Annotated in this window: 20 protein-coding genes; 15 read left to right on the forward strand and 5 right to left on the reverse strand. The window is 35.8% G+C overall.

The features are described 5' to 3' along the window. The first annotated feature begins 97 nt into the window (after window positions 1-97). The 4 genes from RZ55_RS00625 to RZ55_RS00645 all read left to right on the forward strand — a co-directional run bounded on the left by RZ55_RS00625 (window position 98) and on the right by RZ55_RS00645 (window position 5,963). Entirely contained in the window at window positions 98-1,267 is a 1,170-nt protein-coding gene (locus tag RZ55_RS00625) for an LPXTG cell wall anchor domain-containing protein (RefSeq protein ID WP_057175469.1), read from the forward strand. A 185-nt stretch (window positions 1,268-1,452) separates the two neighbouring features. Then, on the forward strand, window positions 1,453-2,631 hold the full coding sequence (locus tag RZ55_RS00630; protein ID WP_057175470.1) for an LPXTG cell wall anchor domain-containing protein: 1,179 nt from the start codon (window positions 1,453-1,455) through the stop codon (window positions 2,629-2,631). Window positions 2,632-3,227: 596 nt separating this feature from the next. Further along, on the forward strand, window positions 3,228-4,268 hold the full coding sequence (locus RZ55_RS00640) for a zinc-dependent alcohol dehydrogenase family protein (RefSeq protein WP_057175471.1): 1,041 nt from the start codon (window positions 3,228-3,230) through the stop codon (window positions 4,266-4,268). Between the two features lie 342 nt (window positions 4,269-4,610). Next, complete coding sequence (locus RZ55_RS00645) at window positions 4,611-5,963, forward strand: APC family permease (RefSeq protein WP_057175472.1); 1,353 nt, start codon at window positions 4,611-4,613, stop codon at window positions 5,961-5,963. Between the two features lie 31 nt (window positions 5,964-5,994). Here RZ55_RS00645 and RZ55_RS07140 read toward each other — a convergent pair whose 3' ends face one another. Next, entirely contained in the window at window positions 5,995-6,606 is a 612-nt protein-coding gene (locus tag RZ55_RS07140) for a helix-turn-helix domain-containing protein (protein WP_080997670.1), read from the reverse strand. A gap of 191 nt (window positions 6,607-6,797) precedes the next feature. Between RZ55_RS07140 and RZ55_RS00655 the strand changes: the two genes are divergently transcribed. The 3 genes from RZ55_RS00655 (at window position 6,798) to RZ55_RS00665 (ending at window position 8,502) form a co-directional block, all read left to right on the forward strand. Further along, window positions 6,798-6,998 carry a hypothetical protein gene (locus RZ55_RS00655; RefSeq protein ID WP_054482756.1) on the forward strand — a complete coding sequence of 67 codons (201 nt, stop codon included), beginning with the start codon at window positions 6,798-6,800 and terminating at the stop codon, window positions 6,996-6,998. A gap of 10 nt (window positions 6,999-7,008) precedes the next feature. Next, window positions 7,009-7,845 (forward strand): SPFH domain-containing protein, encoded by an 837-nt coding sequence (locus RZ55_RS00660; protein WP_057175473.1) that lies wholly within the window; start codon window positions 7,009-7,011, stop codon window positions 7,843-7,845. A gap of 111 nt (window positions 7,846-7,956) precedes the next feature. Next, window positions 7,957-8,502, forward strand: a complete 546-nt coding sequence (locus RZ55_RS00665) for a hypothetical protein (protein ID WP_057175474.1) — start codon at window positions 7,957-7,959, stop codon at window positions 8,500-8,502. Window positions 8,503-8,528: 26 nt separating this feature from the next. On the opposite strand, the gene RZ55_RS00670 is transcribed toward RZ55_RS00665, so the two are convergent. Next, window positions 8,529-8,792: a hypothetical protein gene (locus tag RZ55_RS00670; RefSeq protein WP_057175475.1), complete on the reverse strand. Its 264-nt coding sequence runs from the start codon at window positions 8,790-8,792 to the stop codon at window positions 8,529-8,531. A 70-nt stretch (window positions 8,793-8,862) separates the two neighbouring features. Between RZ55_RS00670 and RZ55_RS00675 the strand changes: the two genes are divergently transcribed. Both RZ55_RS00675 and RZ55_RS00680 read left to right on the forward strand, forming a co-directional pair. After that, window positions 8,863-9,747, forward strand: a complete 885-nt coding sequence (locus RZ55_RS00675; RefSeq protein WP_057175476.1) for an ABC transporter ATP-binding protein — start codon at window positions 8,863-8,865, stop codon at window positions 9,745-9,747. A gap of 10 nt (window positions 9,748-9,757) precedes the next feature. After that, window positions 9,758-10,507, forward strand: a complete 750-nt coding sequence (locus RZ55_RS00680; protein WP_057175477.1) for an ABC transporter permease — start codon at window positions 9,758-9,760, stop codon at window positions 10,505-10,507. 32 nt (window positions 10,508-10,539) lie between these two features. Here RZ55_RS00680 and RZ55_RS00685 read toward each other — a convergent pair whose 3' ends face one another. The 3 genes from RZ55_RS00685 to RZ55_RS07145 all read right to left on the reverse strand — a co-directional run bounded on the left by RZ55_RS00685 (window position 10,540) and on the right by RZ55_RS07145 (window position 12,477). Continuing rightward, on the reverse strand, window positions 10,540-11,403 hold the full coding sequence (locus RZ55_RS00685) for an aldo/keto reductase (protein ID WP_057175478.1): 864 nt from the start codon (window positions 11,401-11,403) through the stop codon (window positions 10,540-10,542). Window positions 11,404-11,405: 2 nt separating this feature from the next. After that, a complete protein-coding gene (locus RZ55_RS00690) occupies window positions 11,406-11,786 on the reverse strand; it encodes a MerR family transcriptional regulator (protein ID WP_057175479.1) in 381 nt (126 codons plus the stop codon). A gap of 100 nt (window positions 11,787-11,886) precedes the next feature. After that, window positions 11,887-12,477: a helix-turn-helix domain-containing protein gene (locus tag RZ55_RS07145; RefSeq protein WP_081034476.1), complete on the reverse strand. Its 591-nt coding sequence runs from the start codon at window positions 12,475-12,477 to the stop codon at window positions 11,887-11,889. A 183-nt stretch (window positions 12,478-12,660) separates the two neighbouring features. Between RZ55_RS07145 and RZ55_RS00700 the strand changes: the two genes are divergently transcribed. The 6 genes from RZ55_RS00700 to RZ55_RS00725 all read left to right on the forward strand — a co-directional run bounded on the left by RZ55_RS00700 (window position 12,661) and on the right by RZ55_RS00725 (window position 20,041). Next, window positions 12,661-13,614 (forward strand): biotin--[acetyl-CoA-carboxylase] ligase, encoded by a 954-nt coding sequence (locus RZ55_RS00700; protein ID WP_057175480.1) that lies wholly within the window; start codon window positions 12,661-12,663, stop codon window positions 13,612-13,614. A 471-nt stretch (window positions 13,615-14,085) separates the two neighbouring features. Then, window positions 14,086-14,802: a hypothetical protein gene (locus tag RZ55_RS07290; RefSeq protein WP_191976634.1), complete on the forward strand. Its 717-nt coding sequence runs from the start codon at window positions 14,086-14,088 to the stop codon at window positions 14,800-14,802. A 109-nt stretch (window positions 14,803-14,911) separates the two neighbouring features. Continuing rightward, window positions 14,912-15,316: a MerR family transcriptional regulator gene (locus RZ55_RS00710; protein WP_057175481.1), complete on the forward strand. Its 405-nt coding sequence runs from the start codon at window positions 14,912-14,914 to the stop codon at window positions 15,314-15,316. Window positions 15,317-15,328: 12 nt separating this feature from the next. Then, window positions 15,329-15,754: a cupin domain-containing protein gene (locus RZ55_RS00715; RefSeq protein ID WP_057175482.1), complete on the forward strand. Its 426-nt coding sequence runs from the start codon at window positions 15,329-15,331 to the stop codon at window positions 15,752-15,754. A gap of 1 nt (window position 15,755) precedes the next feature. Beyond that, window positions 15,756-16,067, forward strand: a complete 312-nt coding sequence (locus tag RZ55_RS00720) for a carboxymuconolactone decarboxylase family protein (RefSeq protein ID WP_034531000.1) — start codon at window positions 15,756-15,758, stop codon at window positions 16,065-16,067. A 308-nt stretch (window positions 16,068-16,375) separates the two neighbouring features. After that, window positions 16,376-20,041, forward strand: a complete 3,666-nt coding sequence (locus RZ55_RS00725) for a hypothetical protein (RefSeq protein WP_057175483.1) — start codon at window positions 16,376-16,378, stop codon at window positions 20,039-20,041. Window positions 20,042-20,080: the final 39 nt, after the last annotated feature.

Consider the following 20,080-nt stretch of genomic DNA (forward strand, 5'->3'; position numbering starts at 1 on the left):
TTTAAGAAATAGTAAAAATCTAGTCATAAATATACACTTCGTTAAAAAAACTCCTAGAATGGAATTGTAAAAACGAAAAGGAAAGAAGCTGTGTATTATGACTAAATTCAATAATACTAAGAAATGGGTATATGCCGCAGCCATGACTGGGGTATTATTTGCTGGAGCCCAATATGCTAATTCATCCAGTAATTATTTAGCTAAGGCGGATACCACAAACAATACGTCTCAACATCAATACAAATATAATTCAACAATTAACTTCCAAGATCAAAATAAGAACTCACTTGGTGGTGTAACTGCTTCAAGTGATAACAATAACTTCCAAAAATCACGTCTTTCATACACCTTGCACTACAATAACAAGACATATGACTTCACTGACCAAATTAAGAACGACAAGGATATTCCTGACACCATTAATTTAAGTAAGTCAGAATACAACTACACCTTGAATCAACCAACTCACACTTTGACAGTTAACGTCATTGATAAGGAAACTCATGCTGTTCTTGCTACAAAGGAATACACTGTAACTGATTTTGGTACAACTGACATCAAGGACTTAGTTGCACCATTCTCAAATGACTACAGCTACAGTTACTCAGATCCATTCAACTATGAAGACCAATACAATGTTGAAGTATCAAAGGCTAACGTATCAAGTGCTAGTGGCACTACCATTCATGGTCAAGCTTCCGCATCTTACGATAACGAAGGCAAACAAAGTGCTTCAACCACTACTTCATCAGCCGCTGCTTCAACCGGAACCAACACTAATGAAAGTTCTACTTCAAGTGAAAGCTCATCAACTGAAACATCAAGTGCATCCAGTTCAAGTCAATCCAGCGAAGCTTCAAGCGCAGAAAACTCAACACAAAGCTCAGCTGCATCTTCAAAGGCTAGCCAAAGCAGTGAAACTTCAAGTGAAGCAACTAACTCATCAAAAGCTGAAAACCAAAGTTCTGAAGCAACAAACACTTCATCAGCTGAATCATCAGTTGCTTCATCTGTAGCATCATCAATGGCTGAAAAGAAGTCAGAAGCTAACAAGGATAACGAAAAGACATCAGTTATTTATGATCCTGTAAACCCAGGTGAAGAAAAGGCTGGTAACAATGCTGGCGAACCAGCAAATGCTGAAGATAACAAGTTACCACAAACTGGTGACAAGACTAATCAACAAGCAATTGTCGGTGTTGGTGTTATCGCTATGATTGTTGGTGCTGTTCTTGGATTCTTTGGATTAAGAAGAAAGAATAGATAATCTATCTATAAATACGAAAAGAAGACCCTTGGGGTCTTCTTTTTTTGTCTTCAAACGGTTCAAAAGTTTAAAAAAGTATAAAATCGAGCAAAAAAGTACATAAAAAATTTAAAAAAATATATAATACTTAAAGGAACTTAATTTTATTGTAATTAAAATTTTATAAAGAAGAGAGACGTTGTACTATGAATTTCAATAAGAAGGATTCAAAACTATTCAAGAACACTAAAAAGTTCGTTTACGTTTCAGCAATTACAGGGGTATTGTTGACTGGAACACAAGCAGGCCAATTCGCATCTACATACACAGCTCACGCGGATGAAACATCACAAACATCATTAGTAACAATTACATTTACTGATCAATATGGAAATCAATTCCAAAAACCAGCTGGTGATAATCAATTTTATCCATCAGTAATTACCTATCCAGTTCAAAATGCACAAGTTGCTAAGTCAGACTTACTAAACAGTTTAAGCGATTATCCTGGTGTTAGCACAAGTGATAACAATGTTCCTGATACCTTGGATTTAAGCAGAGCTGGTAGCTACACTTATAAGCTAACTCAACCAACTCACACATTAACCATCAACCTAGTTGACCAAAACGGTCACACTGTTGAAACTAAAACAGTATCTAATGTAACTAACTTTGGCCAAACTGATACTAGTGATTTATCTACATGGGCTCAACAACATAACTACGGATACGATTCATTCCCTGGCTCAGTTGATAACAGTCAAACTACTGTTAACATCTCAGTAAAGGCACCTACTACCACTGTTGTTAACCAAAGCACTCAACAAAACAACACAACTACTGAAACAAACACTAACACTGAAACCACTCAAAATTCTACAACTACTACAGTTCAATCAAGTGCTTCAGACCAAACTGTAAAGAGTTCAGCACAATCAAGCTCAGCAGCTCAATCGGCTGCATCAAACGATGACAAGAAGGAAAGTGCTTCATCAGTTTCAACTAGCGAAGCTACTAAACCAGTAGCACAATCAAGCGAAGCTACTAAACAATCGAGTTCAGAAACAGAAACAGTAAAATCAGAAGCTGCTTCATCAGCCGTTTCATCATCAGCTGCTACTTCAACTGAAAGTTCAGCACAATCATCAGCTGCATCACAAGCTCCAAAGAGTGATGAAAAGACAATGGTCATTGTTGATTCTGTCAACAAGGGTGAACACAAGAAGGCTCAACAAACTCCAGCTGCAGATAAGAAAGACGTTCGTGCTAAATTACCACAAACTGGTGATAACACTAACCAAGCTAGAGCCATCGCATTAGGTGTTGCTACCATTGCCGTTGGTCTGGGTCTTGCTTACTTAGGTCTAAGAAGAAAAAATAAATAGCATTTTTATACAAATGTCTAATTTGTAACTTTCGGTTTAATGTTAATACGATTGGTCTATTAGTGTTTTGTAAAATTTTTTTAATTATGAGAAAATTTATTAAAGACATTTTAGAATAAGGGGTGTAAAGTGTACTTCAAGAGGAGAGAAGTACTTAATGTTAGAAACTCTATTTTTTATCTTTTTTCTAGGTCTATGTTGTACACACTACTATGTTAGATCTGGAAAACACTTTGTATTAGCAGGGCTAATAATCCCTTTAATCGTGGTAATTCTAACCGTAATATTAACGATTGATATACACCGATACACAATCATTATCTACGGACAAGGATTCTTAAATGTTTTAGAATCAATATTAGTCGTTAATCAGGTTAGACTTAGATTCGAAGGTGAATAAAAAAGACATCTTACGCAGCGTTGTAAGATGTCTTTTTTGAATGAATTCATGGATAAATGTATGTTGTAATTATAATAGAACATTCGTTCGCATAATGCAAATATTTTACATCAAAAATTTTGAGGCTTATCATTTGACTTAAAGTGCACTTTATATGGAATAATTGTACTTATTGAAAATATGGGAGGCTTCAATTATGAAAAGTGCAGTATTTATTGAACCTGGTAAAGTCGAAGTTCAAGACGTCGACATGCCAAAAATTGAAAAAGATGATGACGTTATCCTAAAGGTAGTTCGTACCTGTGTCTGCGGATCAGACTTATGGTCATACCGTGGATTAGACGAATACAAAAAGAAAGCTTACAACAATGGTCACGAAGCATTGGGTGTTGTTGAAACTGTCGGTAAGGATATCACTACTTTACAACCTGGGGATTTCGTAATTGTACCATTTACACACGGTTGTGGACACTGTGCCGCTTGTTTAGCTGGTTACGACGGAAGTTGTTTGAACCATTCAGATAACTTTACTCAAAGTGCCCAAGCTGAATACCTAAGAGCTCAACACGGTGAATGGTCACTAGTTAAGGTTCCTGGTAAACCAGAAGACTACAGTGATGAAATGTTAGATTCACTATTAGCTCTATCAGATGTTATGGCTACTGGATATCATGCAGCTCGTACTGCTGACGTTCAAAAGGGTGACACTGCCGTAGTTATCGGTGATGGTGCCGTTGGTCTATGTGGTGTAATTTCTGCAAAGCTACGTGGTGCTAAACAAATCATCGTGATGAGTAGACACGAAGACAGACAAAAGTTAGCTAAGGAATTCGGTGCTACCGATATCATTGCTGAACGTGGTGACGAAGCTGTGAAGAAGGTTATGGAACTAACTCACGGTAACGGTGCAGATGCCGTTTTAGAATGTGTTGGTACTGAACTATCAACTCAAACTGCCCTAGACGTTGCTCGTCCAGGTGCTAAGGTTGGTCGTGTTGGTTTGCCTCACTCAGGTAACTTAGATGTTGTGACTCCATTTGGTAAGAACATTGCGCTTGCCGGTGGTATCGCTTCAGTTACTACTTATGATAGACAAGAATTATTGGACGCCGTATTATCTGGTGCAATTCATCCAGGTAAGGTCTTCACTGGTAAATACAAATTAGAAGACATTAACCAAGCATACAAAGACATGGCTGAAAGAAACACAATCAAGGCTACTGTTGTTAATGATTAATATTTAAAGGATCGACTGATGTTGGTCTTTTTTTATACCTTCATAATTTAAATTAGAAAATGATTAGGTGCTTTTAATTGACTTATCAGAATTAAACGTTTAGTATACGATATAATCGTTAGAAAATATATCGGTGGAGGAGTCACAAATGAATAACTTTATGAACATGTACATGTGCGATTGTTGTAAACCGGCGGCTTCTCCTCTGGTTATTTAATCGCGTCGTGATACATACGATTAATCTGAGAAGAGCTGCTGACCTATAGTGATGGGATCAGCGGCTTTTTTGTTTGGAGGAGAGAATATACATCACATCATAATACTTAGGAAGTGAAATGAATAATGGATTTAGATGAGTCAAAAAAGATTACTAAATTTGAGACGTTCGCGTTAGCCGTTGCCGCTGTTGCCCCAACTGGTTCAATCGCGTTTAACGCCGTGCCAGCAGTTCCATTCGCTGGAATTAACGTACCGATTGCATTCTTACTTGGTGCGATTGGATTATTATTTGTTGGAATTAGTTTCGCCGAATTATCAAAACATATTTCAGATGTTGGTTCAGTCTACGCTTACAACCAACAAGCTTTAGGTGAACGACTAGGATTAGTCAGTGGGTGGACTTTGACATTTGCCTACGTCAACTTGGCCGTCTCATGTATGGCTGCCAATGCTAACTTTGCCCACGTATTCTTCGCACAGTTAGGATTTAACTTTAACGATACGATTATTGCTTATGTATTATTGATTGCTGCGGCATTAGTTCTTACCTTTGGTTTGAAATTTACCAGTAAATCAGCAATTGCGATTGAATTCTTAGCGATTGCAATCCTCGTCGTATTGACCATCATCATCTTTGCTAAGGGTGGTCGTGATGGAATCAGTGCCCAACCATTCGTTCCAACTCACAGTAGTGTATCTGGAATTGGTCAAGGAATGGTATTTGCCATCCTATCATTCTGTGGTTTCGAAGGTGTTACCACTGTAGCTGTTAGAACAAAGAATCCAAAACGTTCAGTGCCATTATCTATTATTGTTACAATTATTTTTGCTGGAATTTTCTTTGTTATCGCAAGTTACATGCAAGTTATCGGATTTGGTATCAACCACGTCTCAGACTTCGCACATTCTTCATCACCATTGAATGACCTTTCATTGATGTACATGGGTCGCCCAATGGCACTTATCATGGATTTTGCCATCCTAATCAGTAGTTTTGGTTCAGTTCTTGGTATCATGAATGCCGGTGCATACATGATCTATGCAATGGGTGTTAAGAAGTACCTACCAAAATACTTCGGTGAATTTAACGAAAAACTAAACAGTCCAACTCGTGCTATCTGGTTACTAACTGTAATCATGGCAGTAGCATACCTAATCTTCGGTGTTCCTTATGGTCCTGAAGTAATCTATGCAAACTCATCAACACTTGGTGTATTAAGTATGTTGACCGTATATGCTTTGGCCTGTGTTGGAACAATTCTATACTTCCACAAACACAGAGATACCATCAAGCGTTCATTTATCAAACATATCTTGATTCCAGTTCTTGGAATTTTAGTGTTAGTTTACCCAATGTGGACTAACCTTTACCCAATCCCAGATTTCCCTGGAAACCTATATCCATACGCAGTCATTCTATGGATCATTATCGGATTGGTAGTGTACGCAATTAAGAAGAGAAGAAAACAAGACTAAGCAAAAAGACGCCATAATCGTGACGTCTTTTTTATCTGATGTGAAATTTATCTATGATATACAAGATTAAATTCATAACCTGTAGGGAGATTCCCATCGCAATTAAAGGTAAGTTGGTGTTTAGATTATTGAAGTCTGCATAGATTCCCCATCCTGCAAAGCCGAATATGAAGACAAGACAGGATATAAAAAATATCTTAACCGGTAAGCTTCTGTTCCAATTACGAAATGGTAAATCATAGTCTATGTTTAATAATTTAGATTCCTTCATAAAATGATCACAAGCTAAACGAAGAAGGAAAACACCCAAAAGGAAGAACAATGATGAGTAGTTTTTAAGGATTGCGACCAGTAATACTGCTAAGTAAAACAATGCATTAATTACGTATTTTAATTCGACAAAGTTATCTTGTACCTTGTCCTTTTGTAGATATTCTTTTAGTCCTGAATCCTCGTTTAAAAGGGTGTCTAGTGAAATTTGATATAGATCACTAATTTTCACTAGGCTCTTGATATCTGGATAGCTTTTTTCATTTTCCCAACTGGAGATGGTTTTGCGAGAAACGTGTAAGTGTTTTGCGACATCTTCTTGAGTCATATTTTTGATTTTACGTTGTTCTTTGATACGTTCACCAAATTGCATTATGTATCGTCTCTTTTCTCTTAAGATAATGACTTTATTTTATATAAAAAATGCTATTTTTGGTAGCCAAGTTTCTTGGACATGTTGATATATCAACGTTTTAAAAATGGAAAATAATTTTATACAAAATGTATCGACTATTAAATACAACAATGGGATAATGGTACGTGAATAAGGGGGAGGTGTTTTTCATGACTGACAATTTAGAACATCGAATGTTTTTAGGTAGGGTCGTTACAAGTGACGATTTCTCGACTGACAAATCATTGGTTCAAGTTGGTGGTATTTGGTATCGCTATGATTTATCCGACAATTCTACCTATGATGAACAAGTGAAATACTCGGTCGTGAATAACACAGGTAATACTCTTCATTTACAAAAAATTAAGTGAGGTATTTGTTATGCCATTTGGAGTTAAAGTCATTCGTCAAAATAACGAAGGTTTAGTTGAAACATTAGGAAAGTACAGCCACACTCTAAGTTCTGGTTTGCACTTCTACATTCCATTAATTCAACGCGTTAGAACCGTTAGTCTTGCAATGCAACCTAAGTTACTACCAAAGTATTCATTGATTACTAAGGATAACGCCGAAGTATTAGGTAGTGTCAGTTTGAACTACCACGTGACTGAACCCGTTAAGTACCAATACGAAAATACCGACTCAGTAATGTCCATGGTCCAATTAGTTCGTGGTCATTTAAGAGATATCATCGGTCGTATGGATTTAAACGAAGTACTGGGTTCTACTAAAGAAATCAATAAAGAACTAGCCGATGCAATCGGTGATTTAACCGACATCTATGGAATTAACGTTGATCGTATTAACATCGATGAATTAACTCCAAGTAAGGCCATTCAAGAAGCAATGAACACTCAACTTACTGCTGACCGTGAACGCCAAGCTGAAATTTCACGTGCTGAAGGGGATGCCAAGTCAGTTGAACTACGTACTAAGGCGCAAAACGAAGCTCTAGTTGCGACTGCTGAAGCTAACGCTCAAGCTACCAAGACTAAGGCCGATGCTGAAAAGTACAGAATCGACAAGATTCAAGAAGCCCTACGTGGTGCCGATGACAAGTACTTCAATGCTCAAAGTATCGAAGCATTCAGTAATCTAGCTAATTCAGATACCAATATGGTGGTTGTACCAAATGATGGCGCAGACTCATATGGTCAAATGACTACTTTTGCAAAACTACTAAAGCAAAACAACAAAAAGAAAGAAACTAAAGAATAATAAAAAGGGATCGGTGATAGCCGGTTCCTTTTTTATGCTCTAAATTATTAATTTGAATTTAAAAAGTGTATGATTGGTCTTATACATACAAGAAACAGGGGAATTTATTTAATGATTATTAACAGAGATCATGATTTTTATAATCTAGATGAAGAAGGCAGAAGAGAGTTTGAAAAAGACGTCGAAGCCGCATTTAGCAAGGAACAGGCAGATGATATTTTAGATAACGAAAGAATTGAGGCTTTATACGATTGGACTATTTATGAAGTTGATACTTTGACCCACGAGTATAAGGGATTTGATGATGATGACGATGATGAGGACTTTGATTCTCTAGTACAAATGAGAATTCGATTGAAAAGAGTCGATTGGTGGAGTGAAGAAAACGAACAGGGTGAACATGACGATATCCTTATGGATTTGATATTGGATAATGTCTCTTATTTTGATCAAAAATTTAATATGTATAATCTAATGGAATTAGATGACAGTTCACGTAAATATATACCAGTATGCACTTGGGGAATGCATGTCATCGTGGATTGGTGTGTTAAAACCAGCGACGACGGTATCAGTATCAAAATAGCTACGGACAATACTTTTGTATTAGCGGTAGATTGTTTGAAGGTATCCATAAAGAAATTTAACTTTAAATAAAAAAGACCTGACAATCGTCAGGCCTTTTATTTATCTTTTTTAATACCGTTTTTCTTCTTGTGTCGGTTATTTCCATCACTCCAGATACAAATGATTCCGGCAATAAAAATAATTAGATTAAAGAAATCGTGAAATGAGTACTTATCACGAGAAATCATTATATAAATTACAAAAGAAACAGCTAATAAGGGGATAATTCCACCAACCCAAAAGTACTTCGTATCGGTTAGTACGTATGTTTCTAGTAAGTAAAGTGCAACAATCACTAGTAGAGGAATAATGAATCCCATTTCGTTTTCACATCCGTTCCTAATTAATGTATCATGTAGATATAATACAGCAGAATTGGAGAGAACTCAATTGACAAAAAGTGTTGAGATTAGCTATTTAAATAAACGCATTGGCAAGCGATTAATCCTAAATAATATCTCCTTTGAAATTAATCAGGGCGACATTGTTGGATTGGTCGGTGAAAACGGTGCTGGGAAGACCACCATTATGAAGTCAATCCTAGGGATGATTGAAAATAATGGTGGATTAATCAGTATTGATGGTAAAGAAGTGACTGTTTCTAAAAGAGAAGGTTTAAAAAACGTTGGTTCATTGATTGAAAATCCCGTACTGTACCCATACTTGAGTGGGATGCAGCACCTTCAATTGTTCTCTGAAACTAAGAACAATGAAATGATTGATTATTTGGTTAATCAATTAAATATGCAAAATTACATAAATAAAAACGCAGTTAACTATTCATTAGGGATGAAACAAAAATTAGCAATTGCAATGGCTCTAGTTAATCAACCAAGTTTCGCTATTTTAGACGAACCAGTTAATGGTTTGGATCCTAAGAGTACTAAAGAAGTTAGAAATCTAATTGTTGATTTAAACAAGAAGGGCACAACATTTTTAATCTCTAGTCATATTCTTGCCGAATTGGAAAAGATTATTAACCGTGTCGTTATCATCAAAAAGGGTACCAAAATTTTTGATAACTATTTGGAATACTTTGGCAATAAAGTGAATAAGACACTTGTTAAAACATCAGATAATCATGCTGCAGCAGAAATTCTTAAGGAAAACGGCATTGAAGTTTCCATTAATAACAATGAATTAACAATCGTTGGTGATTTTAAATTACAAGAAGTTATTGATTTAATAAATAGTCAAAATATCAGTTTTACATCAATTCAAACTATCAATGATGACTTTGAAGACGATTTAATCCAAATTCTGGACGAAAAGTAGGAGGATAGAAATGTTATATCTAATTAAACAAGAAATGTTCAAAAATTATCATAAAAAATCAACATATGTTTCAATGATTATCCAAGTGGTAGTTATGTTAGCGATGGCACTTCTATCTTTGAAATATAAAAATGTGTTTAATGGGACGGCACTTTTCAAAGAAAATTATGATGCCACACTTTGGATTGTCTTTGTCTTAATCTTCTTAGCTAGTAATATCTTTTTAAACGAATACAAGTACGGCACAATTAAGCTATTAATTTCGAAGGAATTTAGCAGAACTAAGATTTATTTCAGTAAGGTCATTTTCGTCTTTGCTCAATCAATAGTTTTATATCTATTGACAATAGTAATGTCATTTGTCATTAACATCATTTTTACCAGAGTGGCAATTACTTCAGCTGATATGAAAACGTTCTTTACCAACATTATCTGCGAATTTTTCTCAACTTGGTTAATTGTTAGTCTATGTTTCCTTTTAGCATCGATATTTAGATCGTCTGGACTATCAATTACCATCAGCATTATCTTGTATTTCTCAGCTTCAATCGCTGCGAACTTAATGTTTATGGTAATTGCATCAAATAAGTTACTAAGATTTAACCCAATTAACATGCTAAATATCACTAACCAAGCTGGTGATGCATCATACGGACACCTAACATTATTACCAATGTATGCTTACTTCATTTGGATTCCAATTTATGTCATTATTTTTATGCTAATTGGAAATTACATCTTTGCACAAAGAAACAAATAAAAAGACCTGACGGATGTCAGGCCTTTTTTATTTTAGTATTCGATTGTACGACTAGCCATCCACTTAATCATCTTTGAATCATGGTGATCAAAGAATTGGCTTTGCTTGGTATCTAGTGTTTTGATTTTTTCCATATCTTCGTCTGATAGTTCAAAGTCTAGGACATCGATGTTTTGTTGCATTCTTTCTGGTTTAACAGACTTGGCCAAAGGGATGATATCTCTTTGGTACAACCATCTAAGCACAACTTGAGCAACTGACTTGTTGTACTTGTCACCGATTGATTTAAGTAGTTCATTCTTGAATAGGTCGTGTTGACCTTCAGCGAAAGGAGCCCATGCTTCAATTTGGACGCCATAGTCTTGCATGTATTGAACTTTTTCGATGTTTTGGCAGAATGGGTTCACTTCAATTTGTGCGACCATTGGTTTGATGTCATTAAATTCGGCTAGGTTAGTGATTTGGGCGTTATCGAAGTTGGAAACCCCAATAGACTTAACTAGTCCTTTTTCATAAGCAGCTTCCATTGCCTTCCATGCTCCAAATACATCGTTGTATGGTTGGTGGATTAACAATAAGTCTAGGTAGTCTAGTTGAAGGCGGTCAAGTGAGTCTTGAATGGCTTTAGGAGCCTTTGCGGCAGTTACATCATGGACCCAAAGTTTTGAAGTGATGAATAGGTCTTCACGTTTGACGATTCCTTCTTCAATCACAGCTTTGATTCCTTCACCGACTTCTCTTTCATTGCCGTAGCTAGCAGCGGTATCGATTAAACGGTAACCGGTTTTGATGGCGTCAATGACAGCTTGCTTGGCAGCACCTTCATTTGGTACTTGGAAAACACCAAAACCTAGGGTAGGGATAGTAACTTTATTTGCTAATGTTCTTTTGTTCATACTTATTCTCCTTTATTTTCGTCTTTTTGATTCATTACGTGTTCTTCGAAGTGGTCGATTTTAAACGTTAAATAATCGACAGTCTCTTGTCGTTTGGCAATTTCAGCTTGGAGTTCTTTGCGTTGCTCGATTAACAGATGTTTGCGACGATCTAAATCATCAATGTCTTTTAGATATAAATGAACGAATTCCAGTAGTCTTTCAATCGACATACCAGCATTGCGCAATGCCTTGATGTAATATACCCAATTGGCGTCTCGATCTGAGTAATCACGATAGCCACTCGCGTTTCTTTTGACGGGAGGAAGTAGGCCAATTTTCTCCCAGTAGCGAAGGGTATCCTTTGATATATCTAGTTTCTTGCTGACTTCATTAATGTTCATTTGATTACCTCCAGACTTGATTATTGAAAAGTATAAACCTTTGAGTTAACTCCAATGCAAGTAAAAAAGAAAAAAGTTACCACTTTTTTGTGATAACTTTTTATTTGTTACGGAAATAGTAGATGAAAATGAAGATTTCCAAAGCGGCAATGAATATGATTAAGGGTAATATTATATGATATCTTGCTAATTCAATGGATACTATAAGTGATGCGGCTAATATGAATTTTAAATATTTATTCAATCTAAATGTATCAGATATTTGTGATCTTTCCAGATTAATGGATTTAATAAATTTATTGAATGATAAAAGAATTGCTACAAAGAGGGCGTACATTAAAAAGATAGTCGTATTTTCGTATGTTGATGATATAGCATTTACTGAATTTAAAAAGTATAGTAACAAAGCAAACATAGTAAAAGAAGCAATGGAGCACCTTAATCCTAATAGCTTTTTACTTAGGTCATTTTTTTCGATGAATTCCTTCATCCCACTATCTTCCTTTAGCATCGTATCCAATGAAATATCATACATATCACTTAATGAAATTAGACTCTTTATATCAGGGTAGCTCTTTTCGTTTTCCCAACTGGAGATGGTTTGACGAGATACATTTAATTTTTCCGCTACGTCGTCTTGGGTTAATTTTTTGATTTTTCGTTGTTGCTTTAAACGATTACCAAATTGCATTTTTATCGCTTCCTTTTCAAATATTGATTGTGATAATTATATAAAAGTTTGTCAAAAATAGTTAGCTAAGTTTCTTTGCAACGTTGATATATCAATGAATAAAGCGCATCTAATTATGGTAGATTGCGATATTTATTGTTATTTTTATGATATGATTTATATAGTAACGAAAGGAAGCTCACGATGAAAAAAGACCAATTATTGCAATTGTTTATCGCACACAAGGATGAATGGGTGTCCGGTAATCAATTAGCAAGTGAAATGAACATTAGTCGTACCATGATTTGGAAGCTAATCAATCAATTGAAGGAACAAGGACACCAAATCGACAGCAAGACTAATCAAGGCTACAAGTACATAGGAAATGATGAACTAAATCCACAATTAATCGAATCTGACTTAAATAATGATTATGAAATCATCTTCAAAAAGGAAATCACATCTACCAATTCATACGCCAAACAAATCAATGATCAAAATCCAGATGGCAAACATCGTTTGGTGATTGCTGAAAAGCAAACGCAAGGACACGGTAGAAGAGGGAGAAGTTTTTATTCTCCTGCCAAGAGTGGAATCTACATGAGTATGGTAGTACCATTCCATGATGCTAAGCATTTAAACCCGGGTCTGCTAACTACCATGACCGCAGTGGTGGTTGCTAAGGCTCTGAAGAAGAGCTATCCAGAAGAAGATTTTTTGGTCAAATGGATCAACGATATCTATGTAAACAACAAGAAGGTTGTCGGAATCCTAACCGAATTAGTGATGGATGCTGAATTAATGCAACCATCCGCAATCGTTGTCGGTGTTGGAATTAGTTTATCCGCCAAAGAAATTCCCGAAGAAATGAAGGATAAGGTCGGATGGATTAGCGATAAGCAAATCGATAAGAACAAACTAGTCGCTGACATCGTTAATGGTTTTGACGAAGAGTTCCCACATTATTTGGAAGCAAACTTCATTGAAGACTACCAAAAGATGTCATTCTTAAACGGTAAACAAGTCAGTGTTGATACCACCAAAGAGACAATCAACGGAACTGTTACAGGTATCGACAAAGAAGGCCATTTGTTATTAGATGTTGATGGAAAATCAACGACAATTAATAATGGTGAAGTCGTAAAAGTTAATTTTTAAAAGACATCTTAAACAAGGTGTCTTTTTTTCATCAATTCAACACATTGTTGAAATATATATGATTACCTTTAAAAAAATTTAAGGCTTTCAAACATGATATTACCAACGTTTCTTAAGGTTATATATACACAGTGTCTAATATATGGTGCTATTTTATTCATCTATTTCTTAATATTAGTGATATATTAAACGTAGATTATAAACTTATAATCTAGTCTGGTTTGCAATATGTGTCTTGTCTGTTGTTTTGCTAAATACGGGAAACCGCATTTTTAGATTTTTGTATCAATAAAGATGATTTTTTGATTAGGATTTTTCATTTTAACCGAAATAATCACCTGATTGTATAGTACATATATGATGCATCTATACAGTTTTTAGATTTACTGTTTCACGATGATGACAACGTCATTACCGAAATTTTTAAATTAAAAACGAATCCTGAATAAGGATTTCAAGGGGGATTTTATTATGAAAAAGAATTTTAAAAAGGCCGTACTAGCTCTAGTACCTGCCGCAACTCTATTTTTCTCAACTGGTGTGAGTGCATTTGCTGCAACTGATTCAACACCAACATCAACACAACATTCATCAGATTCAAGCAAGGGTAGTTCAGAAGGTAGCTCAAACAGTTCATCTACAACTGGATCAACAACCACTCCAGCAACTACTACAACAAGTACTTCAACCACATCAGCTGCATCATCAGATTCAAACAAGAGTTCAGATGCTAAATCATCAGACCAAACTGCATCAAAATCAGATGACAAAGCTGCTGCAACAACAGACACAAAGAAGGATGCAACCACAACAACAACAGACACTAAGAAAGACGCAACAACTACTTCAACTGAAGCAACTAAGTCAGAAGCTAAACCAGAAGCAAAGAAAGCTGCTAAAAAACATGTAGCTAAGAAATCATCAAAGAAGGCTTCAAAGAAAGTTGTAAAGAAGACAACTAAGAAAGAAGCAAAGAAGGCTGCTAAGAAGGCCGCAGCAAAGAAAGCTGCTAAAAAAGCTGCTAAAAAAGCTACTAAGAAGCATGTAAAGAAGACTGTTGCTAAGAAACATGCTAAGAAACATGCAAAGAAGCATTCAAAGAAAGTAACTAAGAAGCACGCTAAGAAGACTTCACATAAGAAGGCTGAAAAGAAAGCTTCACACAAAAAGTCTGCTCACAAAGAATAATCAAAATCAAAAAGGATCATCGAAATGATGATTCTTTTTTTATATACTTGACTTAGAGTTAACTCTAAATAGTACATTTATTCTTGAAGTTAGTAGAAAGGACTTTTTTATGAGTAAATACAGCATTGGTGACTTTGCCAACAAAGTCGGTTTGACCACATACACATTAAGATACTACGAGAAACAAAATTTAATTATCCCTAAGCGTGATGAAAACGATCGTCGTTATTATGATGATCAGGACGTAAAGTGGATTGGTTTTATTTTGCACCTTAAGGGAACTGGAATGTTAATGTCTGAAATTCAAGAATATGTAGATTTGCGCAAACAGGGTGATTCCACCATTGACCAACGCAAGCAGTTACTGCAATCAGTTAAGAAGAGAAGTTTGGCGGAAATTAACGAACGTAAGTCCCACCTAAACGTGTTATCTCATAAGATAGATTGGTATGATGGCAAACTAAATCATAAGGTCGACGAAAGCTTCGAAGAATATCTTAAACGATTTAGATAGGAGTTATCGCCAATGAACGAAGAAGTAAAGAACGGAATTATTTTTGATCGCGGACCTAAGAACGATGCCTATGCACAATATTTCACTGGTCAAAGCTACCTACAAGGATTGATTAGTCCGGAAGCAGAAGTCAAAGTCGGTGTGGGAAACGTTACCTTTGAACCAGGATGTCGTAATAATTGGCACATTCACCATGACGGCTACCAACTACTATTGGTAACTGGTGGAATGGGCTTGTACCAAGAAGAAGGCAAACCAGCTAGATTATTACAACCAGGGGATGTCGTGGTGACTCATGATGGTGTTAAACACTGGCACGGTGCAACTGACGATAGTTGGTTCTCACACGTTGCAATCACCGCTGGAACTCCAGAATGGTTAGAAGATGTTAGCGATGAACAATACAGCCAAGCTAATAATGAAGCAAAGCGTGATTAATATGAAGAAACAAACAGCGGGAAGAGATAACCTAGGCGAATTCGCTCCTAAGTTTGCCGAAATTAACGACGATGTCTTATTCGGTCAAGTGTGGAGCAGAGAATCAAAGTTGTCTTTAAAACAAAGAAGTATGATTACCATCAGCAGCTTAATTGCTGCCGGTAACTTTGAACAATTGGAAGCCCACCTTAAGATGGGGAAGCAAAACGGCATTACTAAAGATGAAATTGCAGAAATGATCACGCATTTATCTTTTTACGTTGGTTGGCCAAAAGCTTGGTCAGCCTTCAATATTGCTAAACAAGTATTCTAATAATTTTCGTGAATTACGGAATGATTATGAAAAAATAAACACTAATATGGATTGATAACCGGCATGCCGCCGGTTATTTTTTATTCTCATTTTTGTTTCTAAAAATATAAATAGTTATATTTTGATAATTCCCCGTTATTAATTGAGAGAAAAATTAGGGGATGTTCTTATTTGTATTAATTATAAATTAGTCATTATTAAAAGATAATAAAACATTTAACATACTTAATTTTTTTAAAAAAGAAAATGCTAGTATGAAAATGTTCGTATTATTTTCATTTATATTTTTAGGGAGGATTTTTTTCATAATGGACAAAAAGTTCAAAAATATGACACTAGCCATTATTCCACTTTCGGTAATGCTAATGTCTGCAGCAACCAACACATATGCTAAAGCAGCTACTGGTGTTGCTAATGGTAAATCTAATGAAAAAGACAACTCAAAGAAGATGTCTGACAAAGATTTACTTGCTGCTGCAAATCAAATTCAAAATTATTTGTACGGATACTACAACGAATCACTTGGTTTTGTTAAAGGGGATTACATTAAGCAATTAGCGCAAGCTTCTTTGTATGACGGAGACATTCAAAGACAATTTGCTAATGAAATTAATGAAGCTACTAAGCAAACCTTAGCGGACAAAGCGAAAGATGATTCAGTAGTTGCAAGTAACAACAAGGCACAATCAGATGCTTCAAAGGAAGTAGATTACTTAAACTACATGGCTAAATCTTTAGATGCAGCCTCAGATATCTTAAGTAAGAATTCTGGTGCTAAGGTCGAATTTGATATTTTGAAGAAATCTATTGCTTCAGACTTAGATAACCTAAACGATGCTTTGGAGAATGTTAAGAACACTGATAAGCACGACAAGGCTAAGTTTCAAAAAGCAGTGACTAATCTAAGAAATGAAATTAAGACTACTGAAGACCACATCAGCAAGTTTGGTGGCAATGGTTACGAATTAACTGCATTAAGTCGCCTAAGCCACGCCCTTGATAATCAATACAATAATGCAGAAAATACATTAAACGATTTGATCAACCAAGAAAATGGTAGAACTGAAGACATTAATGAATTAATCAACTCAGACAAGATGCAAGAAGCTTTGGACAAGGCTTTAGATGACACTAAGGCTAAGTTTGAAAAATCAGATGCAGCTAAGATGAGTAAAGTTGATAAGTTATTAAATGATTTAATTAAGCGCGAAAACCAAAGAACATCTGACGTTAAAGCTCTAATAGAATCAGATAAGATGAAGGAAACCTTAGAAGACGCATTCAATAAGCAAGTTTCTGATACTAAGAATAACTTAGAAAAATCAGATGCCGAAAAGATGGACAAGGTTAACAAGGAACTAGACGTCCTAATCAACCACGAAAAGCAAAGAACTTCTGATATTAACGACTTAATCGCATCTGATAAGATGCAAGAAGAACTAGAAAAAGCTGCTCAAAAGAAACTTGATCAACAAGTTGGCGATAAGAAAGCTAAATTCGAAAAAGAAGATGCCGCCAAGATGGCTAAGGTTAATAAGGAACTAGATGACTTATTGAACCACGAAAAGCAAAGAACAGCTGATGTTAACAAAATGATTGCCTCAGACAAGATGCACGAAAAGCTACAAAAAGAACTAAACAAGGCTATTTCAAAGACTAAGGACAAGTTTGAAAAGTCAGACGCAGCTAAGATGGACAAGCTTAACAAGTTATTAGACCAACTAATTAAACATGAAAACCAAAGAAGTGCTGACGTCAAAGACATGATTGCCTCAGACAAGATGCAAGAAGAATTACAAAAAGAATTTAATCAAGCTGTCGCTGACAAGAAGGCTAGCCTAGAAAAATCAGATGCCGAAAAGATGGACAGAGTTAACAAGACACTAGATTCGCTATTGGCTCACGAAAAGCAAAGAACAACTGACATTCATGACATGATCGCATCAGACAAGATGCAAGAACAACTTGAAAAGGCATTCAAGAAGCGAGTTTCAGATGTTAAGGCTAAGTTTGAAAAAGACAACAACGCCAAGATAGACAAGGTTAGTAAGGTACTGGATGCCTTAATTAACCATGAAAACCAAAGAACATCTGACATCCACAACTTAATCGATTCAGATAAGATACAAGAACAACTTGAAAAAGCTGCTCAAAAGGCATTCAAGAAGCAAGTTGCTGACACTAAGGCTAAATTTGAAAAAGAAGATGCAGCTAAGATGGGACAGGTTAACAAAGAACTAGATGCTTTGTTAAACCACGAAAAGCAAAGATCTGCTGATATTAAAGAACTAATCGATTCAGACAAGCTACACGATGCCCTAGAAGATGCAGCTAAGAAAGCATTCGCCGAAAAGGTATCCGCTAAGGAAGCTGAACTTGAAAAAGATGATAACGCTAAGATGGCCGACTTTAACAACAAGGTAGACAACTTAGTTAAAGAACAAAGCAGCAAGTTAGCTTCAATCTACGCAGCAATGCACAAGGTTGAAAACAAGAATGACAAGAAGTCAGTTGATGCTTACAACAAGCTAGCTAAGACTCTAAAATCATTTGTTGCTCAACAACTAAAAAACGTTAACGAATTAAACAAGCGTGTAGTTAAAGATGCTTCTAATAAGAACAAGGAAGCCCTAGCTAACTTTGAAAAAGCACTAAAAGAAGCTGCTAAGAAGAATAACAAGAAGCATTCTGTTAAGAAACTTCAAGCACAACCTGTTGCAGTCCTATCATTTAGAATGGCAGACGAAGAAACTAGTGATGACGAATACCAATTCAATGATTCTTCAGACATTCCAAACGAATACCGTGATGATTACATCAACCACTTATCTGATCTTCTTGGTAAGTCAAAAGTACTTGATCAAGAATCCAGTCTATTGACTAAGAAGATTGATGAAATCAACGCTCTTAAGGCTAAATTAAGCAAGATTGCTAACCTATCAGATAAAGAATTTACTAACTCAAGTGAATTAAACGATGATTTAAATGCTTTATATGAATTAGTAAATCAAACTAACAATAGCGATGCTGCAGACATGGGTAGCATGCAAACATTAACTAAGATTAATTCTCTAGTTGATGACTTGAAGAATGACTACGCTGTTGCTTTAGCAGATTACATGGTTAAGCCATCAGATGATTCAAAGAACAACGATGACAAGAAACCATCAGATGACCAAAAGAACAATGATGACAAGAAGTCCTCAGACGACCAAAAGGCCAACGATGACAATACTGCTTCATCTACTAAGATTGATGGTGACAAGGGCAATGATTCAGCTCTTACACCTGATGTAAAACCTGATCAACCTGCAGTTAACCCATCAAACAAGAACAATGCTGGTCAACCTAAGAAGCCAGGCAAGAAACCTGCTAAGAAGGCTCCTAAGGAAAAGAAAGTTTCAATTAAGAAGTCAAAGAAGTCACTTGCTAAGCTAAACAAGAAGCTAAAGCACAAGAAGATGACAAAACGTGCTAAGAAGGCACTATTAAAGAAGATTCGCGCATTAAAGAACAAGATTAAACGCGCCATCGTAAAACGTGACAAGAAGAAACTTGCTAAGATCACTAAGAAGTTACACAGCAAGAAGATTTCTAAGAAGACTAGAAAACGTCTTCACAAGCAAGCTACTGCTCTTCGTAAAGAAATTAAGAAGAACCATGTAAAACCTGCTAAGAAGAAGGTTGCTAAAAAGACTGTTAAGAAACACACTAAGAAGTCTACAAAGAAGAGTAAAAAGACAACTAAGAAGTCAAAGAAGTCTTCAAAGAAATCAAAAAAGGCTGCTAAAAAAGCTAAAAAGCACCAAAAGAAGTTAACAAAACGTGCTGCAAAAAGAGTAAATACTGACAAAAAGGCAATTGCTAAAATTACTAAAAAGTTAAAGTCAAAACACTTAACTAAGAAGCACAGACGTAGCCTAATCGCTAAACGTGCCCAACTAAGAAAAGCTGTTCGTAAGTTAACTAAGTAATCTGAAAAGACGCTATCATACGATAGCGTCTTTTTTGTA

Origin of the sequence: Apilactobacillus kunkeei (genome assembly GCF_001421115.1) — a bacterium.
Lineage (GTDB): Bacteria > Bacillota > Bacilli > Lactobacillales > Lactobacillaceae > Apilactobacillus > Apilactobacillus kunkeei_F.